Below are 20330 nucleotides of genomic sequence, written 5' to 3' on the forward strand. Positions count from 1 at the left end.
TTCAGTATCAGAGTGTGGTTAATATTTGTACAGAACTGGTTCCGGTTGCCTATACTTAACGCCCTGTTGTTTATCTGTATGGAGGATGGCGACATGTTAAGGCATTACTTTATCAGCAACGACTTAACCGATTTTGTCAAAGTAGAATATGAACTGCAGCGCCAGGGTATAGACGCACCGCAAATTCATGTGCTGAGTGATAATGATGCAGCGATAGAACTACACCGTTTACATGAAGTTGCACCTGTTTTGAAAAGTGACGTTGTGCATGCCACGGAAGTTGGCGCAGTCATTGGCGTAATAGCAGCGTTGTTCATTCTGGCTCTGGCCTACATGATGGAGTGGACCGAAACAACCGCTGGTTGGATCCCGTTTATTTTCCTGGCTGTCGTGGTGCTGGGGTTCTGTACCTGGGAAGGCGGCTTTATTGGTATTCAACAACCCAATACCCACTTCAAGCGCTTTCAGGCAGAACTGCAGCAGGGACAACATGTGTTGTTTATTGATATTGAGCCAGCGCAGGAGGCGGTGCTTAAGGCAGTGATAAAACAATATCCGAAGTTGAAAAGTGTCGGCCAGGGCGAGGCTACACCGGCCTGGGTTGTGCGTAGTCAGCAGCTATTTCATCGTTTTGTCAAAGTTATGCCCTAACAGCGTCAGATCTTAGCGGCGACATATCCAAACGTGGAGTGATACAGGCTGGCTATTGCAGCCAGCCTGATCTGTCATGGTGTCAGGCACTCAGGCTGTCGAAGATATGCAGGAAAGTTGGCGTCTGCTGAATATGCAGATTTACTTTCAGCCGCCGTGCAATGTCTTGTGCGCTTATCACACCGCGGATCTGATGGCTTTCGCGGTCGATGACGACGCAGTGTTGTTCACCGCTGGATTGCAGCGTATTGACGACATCCGCAATACTGCATTGCTTTAACTGTTGGTACGCCAGAGCTTTGATACGTTCGCGTGGGCGCATCAGGTCTGCAACCAGGATATCATCACGGCTGTCGCCAAAAGCAACACGACGCATAATAGCCTGATCTGACAGCTGCTCCAGATGCAGCAAGCCAACCATCTCACCGTCGTTATCAACAACCAGTTTTAACTTACTGTGCTCTTGTTGCATCATTTCAAGTGCATCACTGGCAGAGCTGGTTGCACTGATCATATTAGGCAGGCTGTGTTTAAAGTCGGTGACAACTGACAGCGCCGGTGAACTCAGAGTTGTATCGTCAAAATCAGCTGGTTGTACTAAATGATCAATAGCTTCAACAGCATATAAGGCTAATGTTTTCATGGTATTCCTCACAAACCGACACGCAGAGGCCATGCCGGAAAAATAATTTATTGGTAAATAAACAGCCTGGCTGTTCAGAATTAAACAAATTGTGAGAAAAATACCGGTGGGGCGCGGGCCTGCTGCAGTGTCAGACTGGCTGTACGGCTACAAAGTATCCGTTGCTCAACAGCGTGATTGCGGTTGTAGGGCAGTTGTTTATTGCCTGCAACAGGCAAAACGGGTTGCGGCTCATCTGCGCCGTCCTGAGTGATATCAGAGGTACATTGTGGTATTTCAGGGGTAACAGCATGAAATTGTGTATCGGCCAGTGGTGATAGCCGTGCATCGTGCACTGCAAAGGCTTGTGGTGTACACAACAAGCTCAGATACAGCATTAAGGCAAAACTACTTAGCCAGCGCACAACGAATAACCTTTTTCAACCCACATTGATCTAAATCAAATATGCTGGCTGTTTACAAATTATGCAAGGCTGGCAGGCAGACAATTGCGACAAAGTGCACAATTTTACTGTTAAGAGGTTAGGCTATCAGGTTGTCTCTTGTGAGAAGCCATTACGACCACGCTGTTTGGTCAGGTATAGCTGCCTGTCAGCACGTTCTGTAATGTCTTTTTCATAGCCCCAGTGCAGATCAGCTGCAGCGATACCAATACTGACGCTGATAATGCTGAATTTAGACGCCGGGTGAGGAATGGCTAGCATCGTAATAGCCGTCAGGATTTTCTCAGCCACAATACGCGCCCCATCTGCAGTGGTATCGGGTAATACCGCGACAAACTCTTCACCACCATAACGGGCAATTAAATCGTTAGGGCGCAGACAGCAGGCTTTCATCGCTGCAGCAACCCGGCGCAGCGCGTCGTCCCCAGCTAGATGGCCCAGATGGTCGTTATAAAGTTTAAAATGATCAATATCAATAAGCAGCACTGCCAGCGGCATTTGATGGCGCTTGCAGGCAGCCAGCTGCTTTTGCAGGAACTGATCGAAGTAGCGCCGGTTGTAGACATGGGTCAGGCCATCTATAAATGCCAGTGAACGTAGCAAATCTGACTGTTTTTTCAGCGTCAGGTGCGCATTAACGCGGTGACGCAATGTATTGGCATTAACTGGCTTTTGAATAAAATCGACAGCGCCCGCTTGCCAGCAGGCATCTTCTTCTTCCTGCTGTTGTGCGGCGGTGACAAAAATAACCGGAATATCTGCTATGGTTTCCTGCGCTTTCATCTGACGGCAGGTTTCCAGACCATCCTGCTCGGGCATCAATACGTCCATTAATACCAGGTCAGGTAAACTCTCTGTACAGACTTTAATTGCCTGAGCGCCAGAGGTTGCCATCAAAATTTTATAGTTACTGCCCAGTATCTGGTAAATAACCTGAATGTTGATTGGCTGGTCATCAACTACCAGAATAACCGCCTGCTCAGAAAAAGCCGGGAAATCTGACAGTTGTATATCGGACATTAGGTTATTCTGCTCATTCATGTATCAGTGCCTGAAGTATCGCAGCTGCTTGATCAAATGCCAAGGCTGAAATGGCGTTGTCCAATTGCTCTGCAAGTTGTGGCGTCTTTTGCTGTAAAGTAGGGAGCAAAGCTTTGAACGTTGCCAATGCCTGCATATTGGCTGACGTCAGATATTTCATTAATAAATTCAACTGTTGTTGCAACTCTATTTCAGTGAGCTCAATGGTATCTTTCTCTGTCGCTTTCTGTGCCTGAAGAAGCTGTAGTAACTCTGTCGCCTGGCTTTGGCTTTCGTCCAGCAATGTAAGTATTAGCGGCAAGTCTGCTGAGGGTTGTTGCTCTGCCATGTTAAACCTGGCTTCTTCGGCAGCAGCTTGCTGTGCCAAAACACTGAAACCAACAGTGGCGGCTGAGCCTTTAAGGCTGTGAAACAATATTCTGGTATCGGCTTGCGCTAACTTATGCTGGCGCAAAGTTATAGCGGCCTGCTGCACATCTCTACTAAATTGCTGTAATACCCTTTGATATAAATCGACGGAGTTGCCTAATCTGGCGCAGGCCTGCTCCAGATCTATCTGATGTTGCTGACAAAATGCCAACGTGGTGCGGTCAAAGCTGGCGGAAGGGTTCTCTGGCAATTCAGTGTTTTGCAATACTCCACAGTAATGCAGGGTTTTCTGCACGACTTCTGCTACAGAGAAAGGTTTTGCGATGTGGTCCTGCATGCCAGCAGCAAAACAGGCTGCTTTATCGGTTGGCAGGGCGTTGGCTGTCATTGCTACTATGGGTAAATTGGTCAGTTGTAACTGCTGGCGGATAAGCTCAGTGGTTTGATAGCCATCCATCTCCGGCATCTGAATATCCATCAGGACTAAATCATAACGCTCTGGCTGCTCTTGTAGCATGGTCAGTGCCTGCTGCCCGCTGCCGGCAATATCTATGATTGCTCCTTGCTGCAGCAGCAGTTCTGTTGCCACCAGTTGATTAGTTACATTGTCTTCAACCAGCAGCAGTGTCAGCCCAGTCAGCGGTTTACTGTTTATTTGTATCGGGTTATCAGCCGGTAACACGGAATCTCCGGATAGAATAGCCTGCACCGTATTTAGCATGACATCGTGTGTTACTGGCTTCATCAAAAAACCATCCAACAGTTGCTGGTAACTGGCCGTGTGCTTGGTCAGCACCTCTTTGCCATAAGCTGTAATCATCACAACCAGCGGTGGCGTCTGAACCTGATTATCTTGCTTCAGGTAGCGAGCAAATTCCAGACCGTCCATGCCCGGCATACGCCAGTCGATAAACAAAATGGCATAAGGCTCTCCCGATGCGCTGGCCTGATTCAACAGAGGTAACGCTTGTTGGGCATCCTTGGCGGTATGGGCAAGCCAGCCAAATGATTCTGTCATTTCCCGCAAAATCAGCCTGGCATTATCATTATCATCCACAATCAATACTTTTAGGGCAGAAGGCAGCGTATCCAGAGCAGGATGCTGCGCCACAGCACTGTCTTCAGCTTGCTGCAGCAAAATGTCAAATTCGAAAGTGCTGCCACGACCAAGCTCGCTTTGTACTGTGATATTGCCGCCCATCAGATTGACCAGCCGCTTACTGATCGCCAGGCCAAGGCCTGTGCCGCCATAACGACGACTTATTGATGATTCGGCCTGATGAAAGCCACTGAAAATAGCTTGTTGCTGCTCTGCCGTCATGCCAATGCCGGTGTCTGAAACAGCACAGTGTAAAGTCAGCATATCGCCGTCAGCAGGTTTGGCCGCAATGCTGATAATGACCTCGCCGGTTTCAGTAAATTTAATGGCATTGCCGGCCAGGTTGAGCAATACCTGTTTAATTCGTAAGCTGTCACCAACAATAAGTTGGGGCACATCGGGTGCGATATGAAATAGCACTTCCAGTTCTTTATCGCAGGTGCCTGATGATAGAATGATGCCGATATCCTGCATCAATGTTGGCAAACTGAAGGTATGTGGATCGAGCTCGAGCTTGCCAGCTTCTACTTTAGAAAAATCCAGAATATCGTTTAATAGCAGCAGCAATGACTTAGCCGCACGCTGCGTTCTGTCTATGTAGTCACTCTGGCGTTTATCCAGATGTGTATTGGCGACCAACTGCAGTAACCCCAGTATCGCGTTCATCGGGGTGCGGATTTCATGGCTCATGTTGGCCAGAAAGTCAGATTTAGCTTTGCTGGCAATTTCGGCTTGCTCTTTAGCTGCTGCCAGCTCTGTTTCGCGTTTAAGTTGCTCGGTTAAATCAAAAGCAATGCCGAGAAAGCCGGTCAGACTGCCATTTTCGTCCATTAGTGCACTGACATTCAGCCTAACCTGCACTTGGTCCCCTGTTTTGGTGACGTAGGTCCAGCGGTTGATGTCTTGCAGGCCAAGGCGTGCTTTTGCCACAAAGGTTTCAAAACCCTCTGGTACTGTCCGTCCGAGCTCGCTGCTGAGTAAAGCAGCTCGTTTTGCCACTTCTTCAGGCAGGTGAAAGATGCCTGGTGTTTGCACATTGATTACTTCAGACGCCTGATAGCCGAGCAAGCGTTCTGCAGCCGGGTTAAATGCGGTAATCACACCCTTGGTGTCCGTTGCAATAATGGCATAGCCCGCACCTTTTAAAATGCTACGCTGTAACGTGCTGACGCGTGAGATCTCAGCTGTACGCAGGGCAACTTGTTGCTCAAGCTCTGCATTTGCTTGCTTTAGCAGTTTTTCTTCTATCCGTGCCAGCTCCATTTTGTGTTTTGCCAGCTGGCGGCGGCGTAACAGTAGCAACTGAGCTAAAAAAACAATCAGTGTCAGCAGTACTGTCATGCTAAGGATTTCGCGAAATAAAGCGCTGCCAGATGGCAGTTGCAGTGCTTTAATAAATGCCGGCGTTGGCACTAATGCCAGTTGCCACTGCCGGCCGAACAATTTCAGCTCCTGTTGCTGCTGATAAATAATCTGTTGCTCTGGTGCCTGGCCATACTGAAAAAACGTTAGCTGCTGATGGTCAGTACTGTCGGTGATCTGCAGCATCACATCATCGCGCAAACCGCTGACAGTGCTGAGTACTTCATCGATCAGAATAGGGGCGTAACTCCAACCGTATAGCTGGCGTAAGCGCTGTTCGGGCTCGGTTGCCGGAGTAGCTGACAGATATACCGGCATCAGAATTAAAAACCCCTGTTGGGTTTTCTGATCAGCTTGCACTAACGTGATGGGCGCTGTCAGGCGGATTTCATTATTCAACGCAGCGTCAAGAGCGGCTTTACGCCGCATGGGTTCTGATCCTATATCCAAACCAACGGCTTCACTGTTGCGCACTTCCGGTTCTATATACTGAATTACAAACAAACTATGTTGGTGAGGTTGTAATTGCTTAATGTTAAAGCTGTAATCAGGTCGCTCTTTAGCCATTCGCTGCAGGAAGCTCTCTTTTTGCTCGGGGGCAACATGACGGATAAGACCAAAGCCACGGGCACCGGGAAACTCCAGCTTATAGTCTCTGCTTAGAGTGTATGTTTGCATATCCTGGTAGCTAAACCGCTCTGGCGAGATTGTCATAACAGCACCGCGGGTGCCCCGTAAGCCATACTGGTACAAGGTAACTTTTTCGCGCACACCGTCAGTTATCAGCTGCAGACGTTGCATCACCGCTTGCTGAATTCGCTGCTGCTGCTCGGCTTTTTGTTGTGTTGCATAGTGAGAGGCGGCAAGGTAACCAGCAACGAAAATAGCCAGTGGCAGCCACAGCGACAGCAGCAGGCTACGCAGATTTAACGTACTGCGAATGGCAGTTTGCATCATTTTTGGGTCGACCTTTGCTCAGGAGGCAGAAACGGCTGCAGTATAACGGCCGCGGCGGTAAAGTTTAACGCAAACACGTGTTGGCTAAATTCGTCAGCGAGAGTGTTAGTCAGTAATTGTTTCAGCTGAGCCTGATTGTTTTGAACCAGTGTACAAGCCTGCATGTCCTGCCGGCGCAGCAAATAATACAATTGAACTATGTCCAGTGCTGTCTGCTCTGGTTCAATATCGCCTTGCAGTTTAGATATTTCTTGTTGTAATGCTACGCAGCTTTGGCGGTAAACTGAAATAAATTCAGCTAAATCAGCCTCAGAGAAGGACTGCTGCTGTTCCAATGCCAGTTCTAACGTTTTACTGATATGCGCCAAATCTTCAGCCCCCAGCGTAGCGTAGCCGCCGCGGATTTTATGCAGGGTTTGTTGTAATTCCTGTAGTTGCTGCGCCTGAGCATAGCTCTGTAACTGGCTGATATTTTTTTCAGCATCAGCCAGCAAGGTACTGATCATGCGAATAAGCTGTGGTTGATGTTGTTGTGACATAGACAGCACAGCATGGAGTCTGGTGTGGTTAATCAGTGCCATTGTTGTAATCCTGTTACCGGGCGTCATTAACAGTTAAGCCATTATTGGCATTTTTATCATACTTCGTCAGCGATTTATTTAATTTCCGTATAGTTTTTCTGTTACTACTGCACTATAACCAAAATCGGTAGGTGTGCAGGATGCAAAATATATGGCAGTAAACGACGCCGGACGGCAAGTAATTTTGATCGTTGATGACCAGGCAGGCAATATTGCGTTGCTCAGTGACATTCTGAGTGATCTGGGCGATATTTATTTTGTGGTAGACAGTACGCAAGCCTACGATAAAGCCTTGGAGTTACAGCCGGATGTCATCTTATTGGACATCGAGATGCCGCAACTCAACGGTTTTGAAGTATGTCAGCAGTTAAAAAACAGCCCTTTAACCCGCGACATTTCTGTTATTTTTATTTCCGCCCTGACAGAGGCTGAGTTTGAGTTTAACTCTCTTTCTTACGGTGCGGTAGACTTTATCGCCCGGCCGTTTAATCGTGAAATATGCCGCTTAAGAGTGCATAACCATTTAATACTGCAGCAACAGGCCAGGGCTTTAAAACTCAGCCAGCAGCAAATCTATGCCGAAAAGCAGCAATTGCAGGTTACATTGAATTCTATTGGTGATGCTGTGATCGCAACAGATGTTAATGGTTGCATCAGCTTTATGAACCCTATTGCTGAGCGGATGGCCGGCTGGCGGGCGTCAGATGCAAAAGGTAAGCATATTACTGATGTGATGCAGTTGCGGGATGCAGACAGTAAACAGTCAAGCACCAACCCGATAATGCTGGCTTTATCAGAAAAACGTATTGTCGCGATGGCGCTGAATTGCGAGTTAGTCAACCGTAATTCCGCTGAAGCTATACCGGTGGAAGACTCTGCCGCGCCTATTTTCGATATCAATGGCGATATGCTTGGCGCCATTATTGTGTTTCATGATGTCGGACAAGCCAGAGCTCTGGCGACCAAAATGAGTTTTCTGGCCAATCATGATCAGCTGACCGGCTTGCCAAACCGTGTATTGCTCAATGATCGTATTCATCAGGCTTGTCGCCTTGCAGCCACTATAGATAGGCAGGTTGGCGTCATTCTGCTGGATATTGATCAGTTTAAGTATCTGAATGACTCGTTAGGACACCAGCTTGGTGATGCATTATTGCTGATGCTGGTGAAAAGGTTGCAGTCAGTGCTGGAACCTGAGCTGACGTTGGCGCGTATTGGCGGCGATGAGTTTGTATTAATTTATCCTGACATAGCACACACAGAACAAATCAGTATTCTGGCGCAAAATATTTTACGCGTTATGCGCCAACCTTTTGATATTGATGGTAAAAAATACAACATGTCGCTCAGCATGGGAGTTAGCCTGTATCCTACTGATTCAGCGAGTGAAGAAGAGCTGATGCGTCACGCCGATGTGGCACTGTTTAAAGCCAAACAGGAAGGCCGCAACCGGTACTGCTTTTTCTCTGAAGAATTGGGCCAGCGTATGCTGCAGCGGCATCAACAGGAGCAACACTTACGCAGTGCGATAGAGCACAACAGACTTGAGGTTTATTTTCAGCCTAAAGTTGCGCTGGATACAGGCAGAGTGATTGGCGCTGAAGCGCTGGTCCGCATTCGCTCTGAAGATGGCAAAATCATATCGCCTGCTGATTTTATCCCGTTAGCAGAGGAAACCGGGCTGATTGTGCCGCTTGGTAAAGTCGTGCTGATAAAATCCTGTCAACAAGCGGCACTGTGGAAAAGTGCAGGCGTTACTTTACCTGTGTCAGTGAACATTGCAGCTGCCCAGTTCACCGATCCGGGCTTAATGGGGCTGATTGAGCAGTTACTAATGGAATGTCAGCTATCACCGGATTTATTAGAACTGGAAGTAACAGAAACAGCACTGATCCGGGACCCTGAGCGTACTGCAGAGATCCTGAAGAAATTCCGCGCTTTGGGCATTCGTATCGCGATAGATGATTTTGGCACCGGCTATTCCAGTTTGTCTTACTTAAAACGCTTTAAGGTGGATGTGCTGAAAATAGACATGTCTTTTGTCAAAGACATGCTACAAGACAAAAGCGATTATGAAATTGTGAAAACGATAATCTCGCTGGGACAGTCGATGAATATAGAGCTGATTGCTGAAGGCATAGAAACTGCCGCGCATCAGGCTAGCCTGCAAGCATTAGGCTGTCTGTACGGCCAGGGCTACCATTACAGTAAACCCTTGCCGCCAGAACAGTTTATCGAGTATCTACAGGCAAGTAAGCAGTGACGCTGTTACAGCAGGCCCATGGCAGCCTTTAACATGCCTGCTAAGACTGTCAGGGCGCTAATACCGCCCAGATACAGTGCTACAAACCACAGCAATTGGCTGGCTTTTTTTGGTTCAGCCATTAGTAGCCCTCCTCATAATCTTCTATTTTGCCGCGAAAGATATGATAACCCCACAGCGTATATGCCAGGATCAACGGCAGGAAAATCAAAATGCCGGGTAACATAAAGCTCAGGCTGCTGTCTGGTGCAGCCGCAGCATAAAAGCTTAGCTGCTGAGGCAACAAGTACGGATACAGCCCAACCACCAGGCCAGCAAACGCCAGCAGGAATAAACTGGCTGACAGCCAGAATGGCCGGCTTTCATGGCGGTTATTGATAGCCTGCTCGGCGCTGAACTGGCGCTGTACCCGGGCCAAATCGCGAAATAGCAAACGGGCAGCCAATACCGCCAACAGTGGTAACACCATCAATGCCAGACTATACACTCCGCCAAACCAACGGCTGCGGATAGCCGGTTGCTGATAAAGTGTCCACAGACTCACCAGTAACATTGCCAACATGACAAAAATCAGCAGTCTCTGGCCATAACGTGCCGCTTTTTGCTGTATGGCGCCGCGACTTTTCATGGTCAGATAAGTACAGGCCAGTAAGGCGTAGCCAGCCATAACCGCCAGAGCAGTGAATACGCTAAACGGCGTCAGCCATTGCAGACTGGACTGGGTCAGGCTACTGCCATCAACACCTTGTACAATCACGCCGAGCATTAGCCCCTGGCAAAAGGCTGCCAGGCTGGAACCTGCCGCAAAAGCACGGTTCCACCAGACCTTAGAGGTATGTGATTTGAAACGGTATTCAAAGGCTACGCCGCGGAAGATCAGGCCAATCAGCATCAGCATAATTGGCAGGTACAACAAGCTGGCAATACTGGCATACGCCAGTGGGAAGGCACCAAACAGAATTACTCCGCCAAATACCAGCCAGGTTTCATTACCATCCCAGACATGGGAGATAGATCGCATTAAATGATCATGCTCGGCGTCGGTATTGAACCAGGGGTATAAAATGCCCATACCCAGATCAAAACCATCCAGCAACACATACATTAAGATGGCAAAGCCAAGCAGCAGAAAATAAAACAGCGGTAAACCCAGTTGCAGTTCCATTATTTTTGCTCCTGTGCCGGGGTAAGTTGTTTGGCCAACGCGACGGCATAACCTGATGCTTTGACACCTATCAGTTGTTGATGCAACTGCGCAAGTGGCGGCGGGCCCTTACGAATAAGCTTGCGCATAAAATACAGATAAACGCCGAATAGCAGGCTGTAAGTCAGCACGAACAGTGTCAGCGAGAACAGCACGCGTTCAGCGGGGAGTGGCGTCACAACATCCACAGTGCGCAGCAAGCCATAGACAATCCAGGGCTGGCGACCAACTTCAACCACATACCAACCGGCAAGCACGGCAATGATGCCGCTGGGGGCAAGGTAACTGCAGAACGTCAGAAACCATCGGCTGCGGTACAGGGTGCCCCGCCAGCGCAGGTAAGCGCCAGCCAGTGCGACCAGGATCATTAATACGCCAATACCCACCATCACCCGGAAAGAAAAGAACACCACCGGCACATTCGGTCTGTCTGCTGCCGGTACAGCTTTTAAACCGGCCAGCTCGCCGTTTGCATCATGGGTTAGGATCAGACTGGCCAGTTTAGGGATAGCCAGCTCAAAGTGATTTTTTTCCGCAACTTTATCCGGCACAGCAAACAACAATAGGGGTACACCGGCTTCACGCTCAGGCCAGATCCCTTCCATTGCCGCCAGTTTTACCGGTTGATGCTGTTTGACATTCAGGCCGTGCAGGTCGCCGACAAAGGCTTGTAACGGGGTTAACAGCAATGCCAGCCAGAGTGTCATTGACAAGCCTTTACGCGCCATGGCCTTGTGTTCACTGTGACGCAGTTGCCAGGCGCTGGTCGCCAGCACGACAAAGGTAGCGGTGATAAATGCTGCCAGCAGCATATGGCTAAAGCGGTATGGCATAGAAGGGTTAAAAATCACCTGCCACCAGCTGTCTACCTGAAATATGCCGTCCACAATGCGGTGTCCGGCTGGTGTTTGCATCCAGGAGTTAGCTGCGATGATCCAGAATGCTGAGATCCAGGTACCTATGGCGACTACCACAGTGGAGACAAAATGTAGCTTAGGCCCAACCCGTTGCCAGCCAAATAGCATAATACCAAGAAAACCGGCTTCGAGGAAAAACGCGGTCAGCACTTCATATGCCATTAAGGGGCCAAGCACTGCTCCGGTAATACGCGAAAATTCTGAAAAATTAGTGCCGAACTCGTACGACAACACTATGCCAGAGACCACCCCCATACCAAAGGTAATGGCGAAGGGTTTGATCCAGAATTTGGCCAGTTGCAGATAAACCGGATTGGCCGTTTTTAGCCATAGCCCTTCCCATATCGCGATAAGCGTTGCTAAGCCTATGGTAATAGACGGAAAAATAATATGAAAACTGATAGTAAAAGCAAACTGTAAGCGGGATAACAGCGCAGCATCCAGTTCCATATCAGTTATCCTTACGCCGGAGAGTGGCAAACACAGCGGGTATCAGCGCTACGCTGACCATCAGTAACAGAGCTAACATTTCAGTCACCAGCAAACTACTATTCATCTTGAGTTCTCACACCAATTACTACAGACAGTTAAGTTACAGCAAGATACTGACCACTATTTTTTTGATAAGTTTTAATTATTGAATTTTAAAGAGAATTTTATTTCTATTGCGCCAGATGTAAACTGTGTTTACACTTTTGGTGGAGTGGTTTCGTAAACGAGGTTTACAGTGCCTTTAACGCTTGTATTTGAAATCAGCATGATGCTGACCAGCGGCTGTGCAGTATTATTAGCCGGCTGGCTGTTACTACAGGGCCAACGCCAGCCCGCTATGCCAGCGTTGGCGGGGTTCGCAGCGATGATGGCGCTGTGGTGTGGCGGGCACATTGCTATAGTGCAGAACTGGCACTCGGTAGGTGTGGCGCTGGTGTTGGCAAACCCGCTAATGCCGATGTTTTTTCTGCATTTTGCACTGCAGTTTGTCTCGCCAACTGCTGAAATACGACCGCGATGGCATCGTCTGCTGCCGGCGCTGTATGGTGTCAGTGTGCTGGTAATTGTGACCAGCTGGTTTGGTGCCGGCGGTGCTGTTACAGCAACAGCAGGTTTTGATGCCTTCTTTATTTTCGCCGGTATTGGTTGGTTGAACCTGTTTTATACCGTGTTGCTCGGTGTAGCCGCGCATGCGGTACTTTGGCATGGCTGGCGCATTCACAGCGGCAATAAACGCCGCTCTATTGTTGCAATGTTTCTGGCCGGTGGCTGGGGGTTACTACTGGCAACCAGTTTTGTGTTTCCGTCTTTGGGCCTTAACTGGTATCCCTATCCGATGCTGTTATTGCCAAGCTATTTGCTGTTTTTGGTATATGGCGTAGTGCGCTATCAGGTACTGGCGATTAATGCGTTTGCCAATAAAGCGCTACTGTGGCTCGGCATGCTGTTGCTGGTTCTGGCACTGATGGCTTTGGTCAGCGCCTTGCTCGGGCAGCTTGGCATGCAGGCACTTGCCGCTGTGCCTGCCAGTCAGCTCTGGCTGTATTCTGCGTTATTGTTGTTATTGTCGGCTGCCTGTTACCGGCCAATAGCGGCATTAGCCCGTCGTCTGATTTACCCCGGTGGCCAGTTAAGTGAACCTTTACTCGCGCATTGGCGCTCACAGCTTCAGCAGTGTGATAGCTGGCAGGCGCTGGCGGAGCTGGCGGCTGCTTTACTGTCTGCGCAGCTGCGACAGAAGGTTACGGTGCGTTTGCCTGATGCCGGCCAGCAAGGCAGCCAGCTGCATATTCAATGTCTGCGCACTGAGCAGGGTTGGTTTTATCAACTGACCGGCTGGGACGATGTTACACCCGGCTATCGGCTGCAGGGCGAGGTGTTTGCTGCTTTATTACTGAGTAACTGCCGTATTCTGGAGCAATCCCTGAAACTGGCGGAGGCTGAACGTAAGAGGCTGGACCAGCAACATCTAGTTGAACTGGGCGCCTTATCTGCAGCCATGGCGCATGAGTTACGTAACCCGCTGAATATCATTGCTATGGCCGCTGCAACAACTCTGCCGGATACGCGTCAGCATATTCAGCAGCAATTAAAGCGGGCTGACCGCCTAATCGCCGACTTGCTAAGCTACGCTGGTCAGCTGCAATTGCAGTGCAGCCTGGTGCCGGTAAAAGCCATGCTGCAAAGCGTGATGAGTCAGCAGGATTGGCAGGGCGTTGAGTGCCAACTCGATGTTTCGGATGAGTTATTGCTATGGGCTGACAGTTACCGCTTGCAGCAGGTTTTCGTTAACTTGCTCGATAACGCTCTGGCATTTTGCCGCAATCAGAGCGATGCAAAAATAAAGCTTTGCGCAAAGGTCGGGCAAAATAAGGTGCAACTATTCGTGCATAACAACGGCCCGGCGATTCCCGCCGCACAACTGCCAGGCCTGTTTCAGCCTTTTGTCAGTAAACGCGCCGGAGGCAGTGGCCTTGGGCTTGCGATAGTGCGGCGCATTATGCAAGCTCATGGTGCAACGGTACAGCACAGATCCGATTTAGGCTGGCCTGTGAGTTTTGTACTGCAGTTTTTTAATCAACAACAGGGTACAGAAAATGAGTAATGGCAAGATCCTGCTGGTAGACGATGAACCGGCTTTTCGCCAGCTGGCACAAAGTTGGCTGAATCAGAGCGGGTATCAGGTAGAAACCGCAGCCGATCTGAGCAATGCCCGCAGCAAGCTAGCTAGCTTTGATGCCGATTTGATTTTGCTTGACTTGTCATTGCCGCCCCAGTTTGACCCGCTGCACACGTTGGAGGCGTTGCCCGATTTCACCAGCCGCCCTGTTATTATTCTGACCGGCCACGCAGAGCGGCAGTTAGCGCTTGATGCGATAGCCAGTGGTGCCTGGGATTTTATTGCTAAGCCGGTTGACCCGGATTTGCTGGCGGTAGTGATTAAGCGTGCCCTGAATAAACATCAGCTTGATAATGAGCTAAAGCAGTTAAAGCAACAGGTTAGCGCTGGGGGCACTGGGCGGCTGATTGGTGTGTCGGCAGCAATGGATGCAATGCGCACACTGATCCAGCGTATAGCGCCAACCGATGTCAGAGTGTTGGTGACCGGCCCGTCCGGCACCGGCAAAGAGGTGATATCGCGCGCGCTGCATGAGCTAAGCCAACGCTCTGACAAGCCTTTTGTGTCAGTGCACTGCGGCGCTATACCGGCGGACCTGCTGGAAAGTGAGTTGTTTGGCTATGTCAAAGGCGCTTTTACCGGAGCAGATAAAGACAGGCCGGGATTATTGAAACTGGCTGACAGCGGTACCTTGTTTTTAGATGAAATTGGCGAGATGCCATTACCGATGCAAGTCAAGTTGCTAAGGGTGTTACAGGAAGGTACCTATTTCCCGGTAGGTGGCCGTGAGCAACATAAAATTGATATCAGACTGATTTCGGCGACCAATGCAAATTTACCTGATTTGGTTAAAAAAGGTTTGTTTCGTGAAGATTTGTATTACCGTATTAAGGGTATTACGCTTGAAACCCAGGCACTGAGTGAGCGCAGCCAGGATATTCCGTTATTGTTACAGTTTTTTCTGGAACAGCTGTCGAAGCAACATGGCCAGGCTGTGAGGTTGGATAGTATGGCATTGAGCTGGTTTTTGCAGCGGGACTGGCCAGGCAATATCCGCGAGCTGAAAAATACCCTGGAAAGCGTGGCGGCAGTGGCGCAGGATGGCGTGATCAGTATGGCCGATATCAGCCTGTTGCATCCGGACGCGTCAGCCGGGCAACTGCATCAGCTGCCGTCGGAGCTGGGGGACAGTCTGCTGCTGGATGAAGCGGTACAGGCGCTTGAAATCAGGTTAATTAAACAGGCGATGCAGCAAAGCGGTGGCAACAAAAGCAAGGCTGCACGTTTGCTGGGGTTATCGCGCCAGGGCTTACTTAAGAAAATTGACCGCTATCAACTTGCCGTATAAGGTGGGCGAAAAATCAGGGAGACACCAATGAAAGCAGTAGGTTATCAGCAGTCGTTGCCAGCAACAGATGACAAGGCATTGCAGGATATAGAGTTACCCCAGCCAGTGGCCAGTGGGCGTGATATTTTGGTGCGGGTAGAGGCGGTTTCGGTCAATCCGGTTGATACTAAGGTGCGCCTGCGGGCAGAGCCTGAAGCCGGTCAGTATAAAGTCTTAGGTTGGGATGCTGCAGGCGAAGTGGTGGCAGTGGGTGAAGATGTCAGCCAGTTTAAACCGGGTGATAAAGTATTTTATGCCGGTTCACTGACACGTCCGGGCAGCAACAGTGAGTATCAACTGGTTGACGAGCGTATTGTTGCACTGATGCCTGAATGCCTGACCTATGCAGAAGCGGCGGCCTTGCCGTTGACAGCCATTACCGCATGGGAGCTGCTGTTTGACCGGCTGGAAATTCAGCAACCCAGCTTAAAGCATCCGCGCCCGGTATTACTGATCACCGGTGCTGCAGGTGGTGTTGGCTCAGTGTTAATTCAACTTGCCAGGCAGCTGACAACAGCAACTATTATCGCGACTGCATCCAGGCCAGAAACCAAACAGTGGGTCACCGATCTGGGTGCTCATTATGTATTGGATCACAGCCAGCCTTTAACCGCTCAGTTAAAAGAGCTGGATCTGGATTGTGTGAGCCATGTTGCCAGTTTAACGCATACCGATCAGCATTATGCTGAGCTGGTGCAGCTACTGGCACCGCAAGGCAAGCTGGCGTTGATTGATGACCCGGCCGGTGGTATTGATATTATGCCGCTGAAGCAAAAGAGTATCTCTTTGCATTGGGAGTTTATGTTTACCCGCGCCATGTTTGCTACGCCAGACATGATTGCTCAGCATCAGTTATTGACGGACTTGAGCCGGCTGGTGCAGCAGGGGCAGGTTAAAACCACATTGAATCAGGTAGCGGGTACAATCAATGCAGCTAACTTGCGTAAAGCACATCAGTTACTGGAAAGCGGCAAAGCGATTGGTAAGGTAGTGCTTGCAGGCTGGAATTGATACAGCAATACCCCAGCCACCGCAGAAGGCGGCTGGGGCAAAACCATCAGGCGATTTGCTGGTCGTCATTAAAGCCACTATACCAGGCTTTAAACAGTACTTTTTCTAATGCTTGCTTTAGCGCGTCATTAATAGGCAGATGCTGTTTGCCCAGTTCATAGTCCAGCTCATTTACCTGCTCTTTCGCCATGATCATCATTGGCGGAGGATCAGACTGCATCGCGATCAGTGTGTCCTGATAAGGTTGTGGCCGGTCTGCCTTTATGACCTTACATACTGATAGCGACGTTTTTCCCTGCTTGTCACGATAACCTGCCGCGCCGAACAACCGGCAGATGCTTGGCCTGTGCTGATAAACGCTGCACTGGCCCTGTTTGCCGTCAAAAGACAGCTTCTGGTAAAAAAAACAGCCCTGGGGCTGTGTTAACTCTTCGAGTTGTGTCAGTGTTTGTTCCGCTTTACCTTGATCGAACAAGTGTAACGCCAGCGGGATCATTTCCAGTACCGTTGCTTCTATCGTCGGTTGCAAACAGCATTCACCGCATCCAGAACGACAATTAAGGCCGTACTGTTGTTGGTAAGCTGAAAATGTTTCCGCTATTTCGCCATACACAGCCTCAACACGACGCGATAACTCACGCAGCCGTTGCATAAAGACTCCGAACGAAATAACTATTAATTTAGGTTTGCCTGTTTAGAAACGGCGAGGTGCCGCTGCAGCATTCTACTGAGTTGATTAATCTGTCAGCAATAGGGCAGTGAAAATATATTTTTAATCCATCATATTTGTCAGCGGAGAGGGCCGGGCTATGGCATAGCCCTGGGCATAGTCGATACCGACCATCTTCAGCGCCAGCAAAATATCATCGTTTTCGGCAAACTTGGCAATAGATTGCAAGCCCATCGCCCGGGCGACTTCGTGTATCGACTTCACTATCGCTTTGTCATAGTGGTCATCGAGCAGATCGCGGACAAAGTGGCCATCAATTTTAATAAAGTCGGCCGGAAACTGTTTCAGATAGCTATATGATGAAAAGCCACTGCCAAAATCATCCAGCGCAATCAGGCAGCCCTGGCCGCGAAAGTGTTCAATAAAAGCCAGTGTGCTTTGCAGATTCACCAGCGCCACACTTTCACTTATCTCGAAACAGATACGGCTGAACGGAATGGCGAAGTGTTCAAACATTTGCTGCACGTCCTGCGTAAATGCCGGATCAAGCAAAGAGCTGCCAGACAGATTAATATGACACAGTTGCAGGTTATCTAAATGAGAGCTGTGCTGTTGCAACCAACGAAAATAATGCCGAATCACCCAACGGTCAATTTGTGGCATCAGGCCATATCTCTCCGCAGAGGCGATAAAACTGGCCGGTGGCGTCAGATTGTCGGTATCGTCTTGCAGGCGCAGTAGCAGCTCGTAATGTAAACCTGCTGCTGGCTGCGTCAATGCTTGTATCGGTTGCTGATAAATGACAAAACGGTCTTCCTGTATTGCCTGGCGCAGTTGTGTTACCCAGCTGACTTCAGCCTGATGTCGCTGCGTATCCTGATCGGTGCTGTCAAATAACTGTATGCGGTTTTCGCCTTTGTCTTTGGCGATATTGCAGGCGGTCTCCGCCTTTTTCAGAATAATTTCTGCAGAGCTATCTGTCGGTTGGATCTCTGCAATACCGATACAAATACTGATGCTGTGAATGCTATCCTGCCAGATAAAGCGAAATTCACGTACAGCATCCAGCAGGCGGTATGCCAGCGAAAACGCTTCGTTAGCATTTTTACCCGCCAGCAAAATGCCAAACTCATCGCTGTCGAGCCGCGCCAGCGGGCCATTGTGATGCGCGGCCTGTTTCAGCACTTCGCTCAGTTGTTTTAACAGCGCATCTGCCGCGCTGTGGCTGTAATTGCTGTTAATCAGGCGGAATTTGTCTACGTCGATATAGAGCACACTGCCTTTGCCCACCCCGGGCTGCTCGCACAGGCTCTGCAACTGCTGTTCAAAATAATAGCGGTTATACAGCGCAGTCAGCGCATCATGGTTTGCCAGATACGCCAGCTGTTCGTGCACCAGTTTCTGTTCAGTAATATCAATTACAGAACCATGAATAAAGGCTTGTCTATCCTGCTCAGACTGCGTCAGACACACCGACATCAGTGCCCAGAACGGGCTATTATCGGCCCGCAGACCATGTATTTCAAAACGCTTCCGGCTGCCCAGTTCTAACTGTTGCAACACATGTTGATACTGGCCGGGGTCGGCGTAGAAGCGTGCCATACCATCACCGGCGATGGCCTGCTTTAACTGTTCTTCGTTCTGATAACCGAGAATATGCAGTAAGGCACTGTTTGCGCTTAGCAGGCGACCATCAATTGTCGTGATGAACATGCCTTCAACCGCATTGTGGAAAATATCGTGATAGTTCTGCAGCTCAGCCAGTGTGGCTGATGACGCTACAGGTTTTAACTGAAATTTGTGCAGGTTGAAGCTGGTCAGTGCCAGACACAGCAAGACCAGTGAAAACAGAATATATGACCAGTTAAAATCGGCGTGCAGATATCCCGCCTGGCTCAGCGTCAGCAACAGCGCACAAATAATAATAAAGACACAGGCCCAAACAAAACTTCGTGCTTGCGGATGGCCTTGTAAGCTTAAACGAAATGCCAGCAGCAGGTTGCTGCCAAGCACCCAGCATATCGCAAAAAACAGCAGATACAGCCTGAGCTGGCCTCCGGCAAACAGCGGACTGAACAATAGCAACAGCGCAACGAAATTACTGATATGGTTACTCAGGTGCCACCAGCTGCCAGACAGCGTCTGCACTGCATAACGCACAAAAAGGTTCAGGCACAGTAAGTTTACCCCAACCACTATATATAAAATGGCTTGATTGATCTCCGGGTAACCCGGCCATAACAGCGCAAACGCCATGCCGTTAAGTACTGCTATTGTCAGCGCAAAGCTGACAAAAAAGCCGGCGAAATACAGATAGTGCCGTGCCCCGGTTTGTGCCAGCAGTATCAGGTTGTACAGCGCAAGCAACAGCAGAAAACCTTGTAGCAAGCCATCAACCATGGCCTGGCGCTGTTTAGCTGCGCTGAAGTGGTCTGCTTGCCATAGCCTAAGCTCGCTGGGTATTACTGCCGCATCCTGAATTTTAAAGAATACGTCTGCTTCTTCATCCGGCGCCAGTGTGATGGCGGCGGCAAAGCTGCGATAAGGCAGGGCACGCTCGCTGAATGGATAGTCGTTGCCTGTGCGGCTTAACAGCCTGACATCCTGATGTTCACGGTCTACCTGATAAATTTCAATTTTATCGGCCAGCGGAAATTCATACTCCAGCACAGTATGCAGTACTCGGTTGCCACTGTTTTTTAACCGCGCAAATAACCATACTGCCTGATGTTCGCTGAACAACAGACGCTGAGCAGGTGTCAATATCTGAAAGCTGTGGTGATAAAGCGGGTCGGCCAGCAGGTCGTCTATCGTTTTGTCAGCTGGAATTACCTGGAAATAGACCTGATGCAGTGACTGGCGCCCAAACGGCTTATCTGCTAAGGCGTTTACCTGTGCATGAAAAGCAAATACATTGCAACTGAGCAACCATAACAGCAGTAAAACTCCATGCTTGGCTACTCTCACGCGTTATACTCCCTGAAACACATTTAATTGTTAATGAATTGCTGGCTAAACAGTAACATACAGCCCGTTAAGGTGTCAGTAGAAAAAACTGCTCATTTTCACTGTCGGCTGCAAATAAGCGGTAGGATATTTATCCTGTATGCGGGATCAGTAA

General features: G+C 49.4%; 14 protein-coding genes. 5 read left to right on the forward strand and 9 right to left on the reverse strand.

Going from position 1 to position 20330, the window contains the following annotated elements; genetic code table 11:
* The first annotated feature begins 93 nt into the window (after nucleotides 1-93).
* Complete coding sequence (locus AC5SV9_RS13595) at nucleotides 94-651, forward strand: NAD/FAD-utilizing enzyme (protein ID WP_475149537.1); 558 nt, start codon at nucleotides 94-96, stop codon at nucleotides 649-651.
* Between the two features lie 82 nt (nucleotides 652-733).
* On the opposite strand, the gene AC5SV9_RS13600 is transcribed toward AC5SV9_RS13595, so the two are convergent.
* From AC5SV9_RS13600 to AC5SV9_RS13620, 5 genes are all read right to left on the reverse strand, one after another.
* Nucleotides 734-1294, reverse strand: coding sequence for a CBS domain-containing protein (locus AC5SV9_RS13600; RefSeq protein ID WP_475149535.1), 561 nt, complete (start codon nucleotides 1292-1294; stop codon nucleotides 734-736).
* Between the two features lie 80 nt (nucleotides 1295-1374).
* Nucleotides 1375-1698, reverse strand: a complete 324-nt coding sequence (locus AC5SV9_RS13605; protein ID WP_475149534.1) for a hypothetical protein — start codon at nucleotides 1696-1698, stop codon at nucleotides 1375-1377.
* A 126-nt stretch (nucleotides 1699-1824) separates the two neighbouring features.
* Nucleotides 1825-2757 carry a diguanylate cyclase gene (locus AC5SV9_RS13610; protein ID WP_495473515.1) on the reverse strand — a complete coding sequence of 311 codons (933 nt, stop codon included), beginning with the start codon at nucleotides 2755-2757 and terminating at the stop codon, nucleotides 1825-1827.
* A gap of 13 nt (nucleotides 2758-2770) precedes the next feature.
* Entirely contained in the window at nucleotides 2771-6565 is a 3795-nt protein-coding gene (locus AC5SV9_RS13615; RefSeq protein WP_475149529.1) for a CHASE domain-containing protein, read from the reverse strand.
* Nucleotides 6562-7146 (reverse strand): Hpt domain-containing protein, encoded by a 585-nt coding sequence (locus AC5SV9_RS13620; RefSeq protein ID WP_475149527.1) that lies wholly within the window; start codon nucleotides 7144-7146, stop codon nucleotides 6562-6564. Before AC5SV9_RS13620 ends, AC5SV9_RS13615 begins: the two co-directional genes overlap by 4 nt.
* A gap of 151 nt (nucleotides 7147-7297) precedes the next feature.
* Here AC5SV9_RS13620 and AC5SV9_RS13625 point away from each other — a divergent pair, with 151 nt between their 5' ends.
* Nucleotides 7298-9409: a GGDEF/EAL domain-containing response regulator gene (locus tag AC5SV9_RS13625; protein ID WP_475149525.1), complete on the forward strand. Its 2112-nt coding sequence runs from the start codon at nucleotides 7298-7300 to the stop codon at nucleotides 9407-9409.
* Nucleotides 9410-9530: 121 nt separating this feature from the next.
* Here AC5SV9_RS13625 and cydB read toward each other — a convergent pair whose 3' ends face one another.
* Entirely contained in the window at nucleotides 9531-10574 is a 1044-nt protein-coding gene (cydB, locus tag AC5SV9_RS13630; RefSeq protein ID WP_475149522.1) for a cytochrome d ubiquinol oxidase subunit II, read from the reverse strand.
* On the reverse strand, nucleotides 10574-11980 hold the full coding sequence (locus AC5SV9_RS13635; protein WP_475149521.1) for a cytochrome ubiquinol oxidase subunit I: 1407 nt from the start codon (nucleotides 11978-11980) through the stop codon (nucleotides 10574-10576). Before AC5SV9_RS13635 ends, cydB begins: the two co-directional genes overlap by 1 nt.
* 277 nt (nucleotides 11981-12257) lie before the next feature.
* Between AC5SV9_RS13635 and AC5SV9_RS13640 the strand changes: the two genes are divergently transcribed.
* Genes AC5SV9_RS13640 through AC5SV9_RS13650 form a run of 3 tightly spaced genes read left to right on the forward strand, consistent with a single transcriptional unit; the run spans nucleotide 12258 to nucleotide 16539 of the window.
* Nucleotides 12258-14126, forward strand: a complete 1869-nt coding sequence (locus AC5SV9_RS13640; RefSeq protein ID WP_475149519.1) for an ATP-binding protein — start codon at nucleotides 12258-12260, stop codon at nucleotides 14124-14126.
* On the forward strand, nucleotides 14119-15489 hold the full coding sequence (locus AC5SV9_RS13645) for a sigma-54-dependent transcriptional regulator (protein ID WP_475149517.1): 1371 nt from the start codon (nucleotides 14119-14121) through the stop codon (nucleotides 15487-15489). Before AC5SV9_RS13640 ends, AC5SV9_RS13645 begins: the two co-directional genes overlap by 8 nt.
* 27 nt (nucleotides 15490-15516) lie before the next feature.
* Nucleotides 15517-16539, forward strand: coding sequence for a zinc-binding alcohol dehydrogenase family protein (locus tag AC5SV9_RS13650; protein ID WP_475149515.1), 1023 nt, complete (start codon nucleotides 15517-15519; stop codon nucleotides 16537-16539).
* A gap of 46 nt (nucleotides 16540-16585) precedes the next feature.
* On the opposite strand, the gene AC5SV9_RS13655 is transcribed toward AC5SV9_RS13650, so the two are convergent.
* Together AC5SV9_RS13655 and AC5SV9_RS13660 are read right to left on the reverse strand one after the other, a co-directional pair.
* Nucleotides 16586-17191 carry a YkgJ family cysteine cluster protein gene (locus tag AC5SV9_RS13655; protein WP_475149512.1) on the reverse strand — a complete coding sequence of 202 codons (606 nt, stop codon included), beginning with the start codon at nucleotides 17189-17191 and terminating at the stop codon, nucleotides 16586-16588.
* 120 nt (nucleotides 17192-17311) lie between these two features.
* Nucleotides 17312-20176: an EAL domain-containing protein gene (locus tag AC5SV9_RS13660; RefSeq protein ID WP_475149511.1), complete on the reverse strand. Its 2865-nt coding sequence runs from the start codon at nucleotides 20174-20176 to the stop codon at nucleotides 17312-17314.
* Between the last annotated feature and the right edge of the window lie 154 nt (nucleotides 20177-20330).

Source organism: Rheinheimera sp. ATLC3, assembly GCF_059429535.1.

What these genes read in the sequence shown, in the direction of transcription:
- cydB (WP_475149522.1), bottom strand. Translation starts at nt 10,574, where the DNA reads ATGGAACTGCAACTGGGTTTACCGCTGTTTTATTTTCTGCTGCTTGGC.
- AC5SV9_RS13625 (WP_475149525.1), top strand. Translation starts at nt 7,298, where the DNA reads ATGGCAGTAAACGACGCCGGACGGCAAGTAATTTTGATCGTTGATGAC.
- AC5SV9_RS13615 (WP_475149529.1), bottom strand. Translation starts at nt 6,565, where the DNA reads ATGATGCAAACTGCCATTCGCAGTACGTTAAATCTGCGTAGCCTGCTG.
- AC5SV9_RS13600 (WP_475149535.1), bottom strand. Translation starts at nt 1,294, where the DNA reads ATGAAAACATTAGCCTTATATGCTGTTGAAGCTATTGATCATTTAGTA.
- AC5SV9_RS13635 (WP_475149521.1), bottom strand. Translation starts at nt 11,980, where the DNA reads ATGGAACTGGATGCTGCGCTGTTATCCCGCTTACAGTTTGCTTTTACT.
- AC5SV9_RS13610 (WP_495473515.1), bottom strand. Translation starts at nt 2,757, where the DNA reads ATGTCCGATATACAACTGTCAGATTTCCCGGCTTTTTCTGAGCAGGCG.
- AC5SV9_RS13655 (WP_475149512.1), bottom strand. Translation starts at nt 17,191, where the DNA reads ATGCAACGGCTGCGTGAGTTATCGCGTCGTGTTGAGGCTGTGTATGGC.
- AC5SV9_RS13645 (WP_475149517.1), top strand. Translation starts at nt 14,119, where the DNA reads ATGAGTAATGGCAAGATCCTGCTGGTAGACGATGAACCGGCTTTTCGC.
- AC5SV9_RS13650 (WP_475149515.1), top strand. Translation starts at nt 15,517, where the DNA reads ATGAAAGCAGTAGGTTATCAGCAGTCGTTGCCAGCAACAGATGACAAG.
- AC5SV9_RS13595 (WP_475149537.1), top strand. Translation starts at nt 94, where the DNA reads ATGTTAAGGCATTACTTTATCAGCAACGACTTAACCGATTTTGTCAAA.
- AC5SV9_RS13620 (WP_475149527.1), bottom strand. Translation starts at nt 7,146, where the DNA reads ATGGCACTGATTAACCACACCAGACTCCATGCTGTGCTGTCTATGTCA.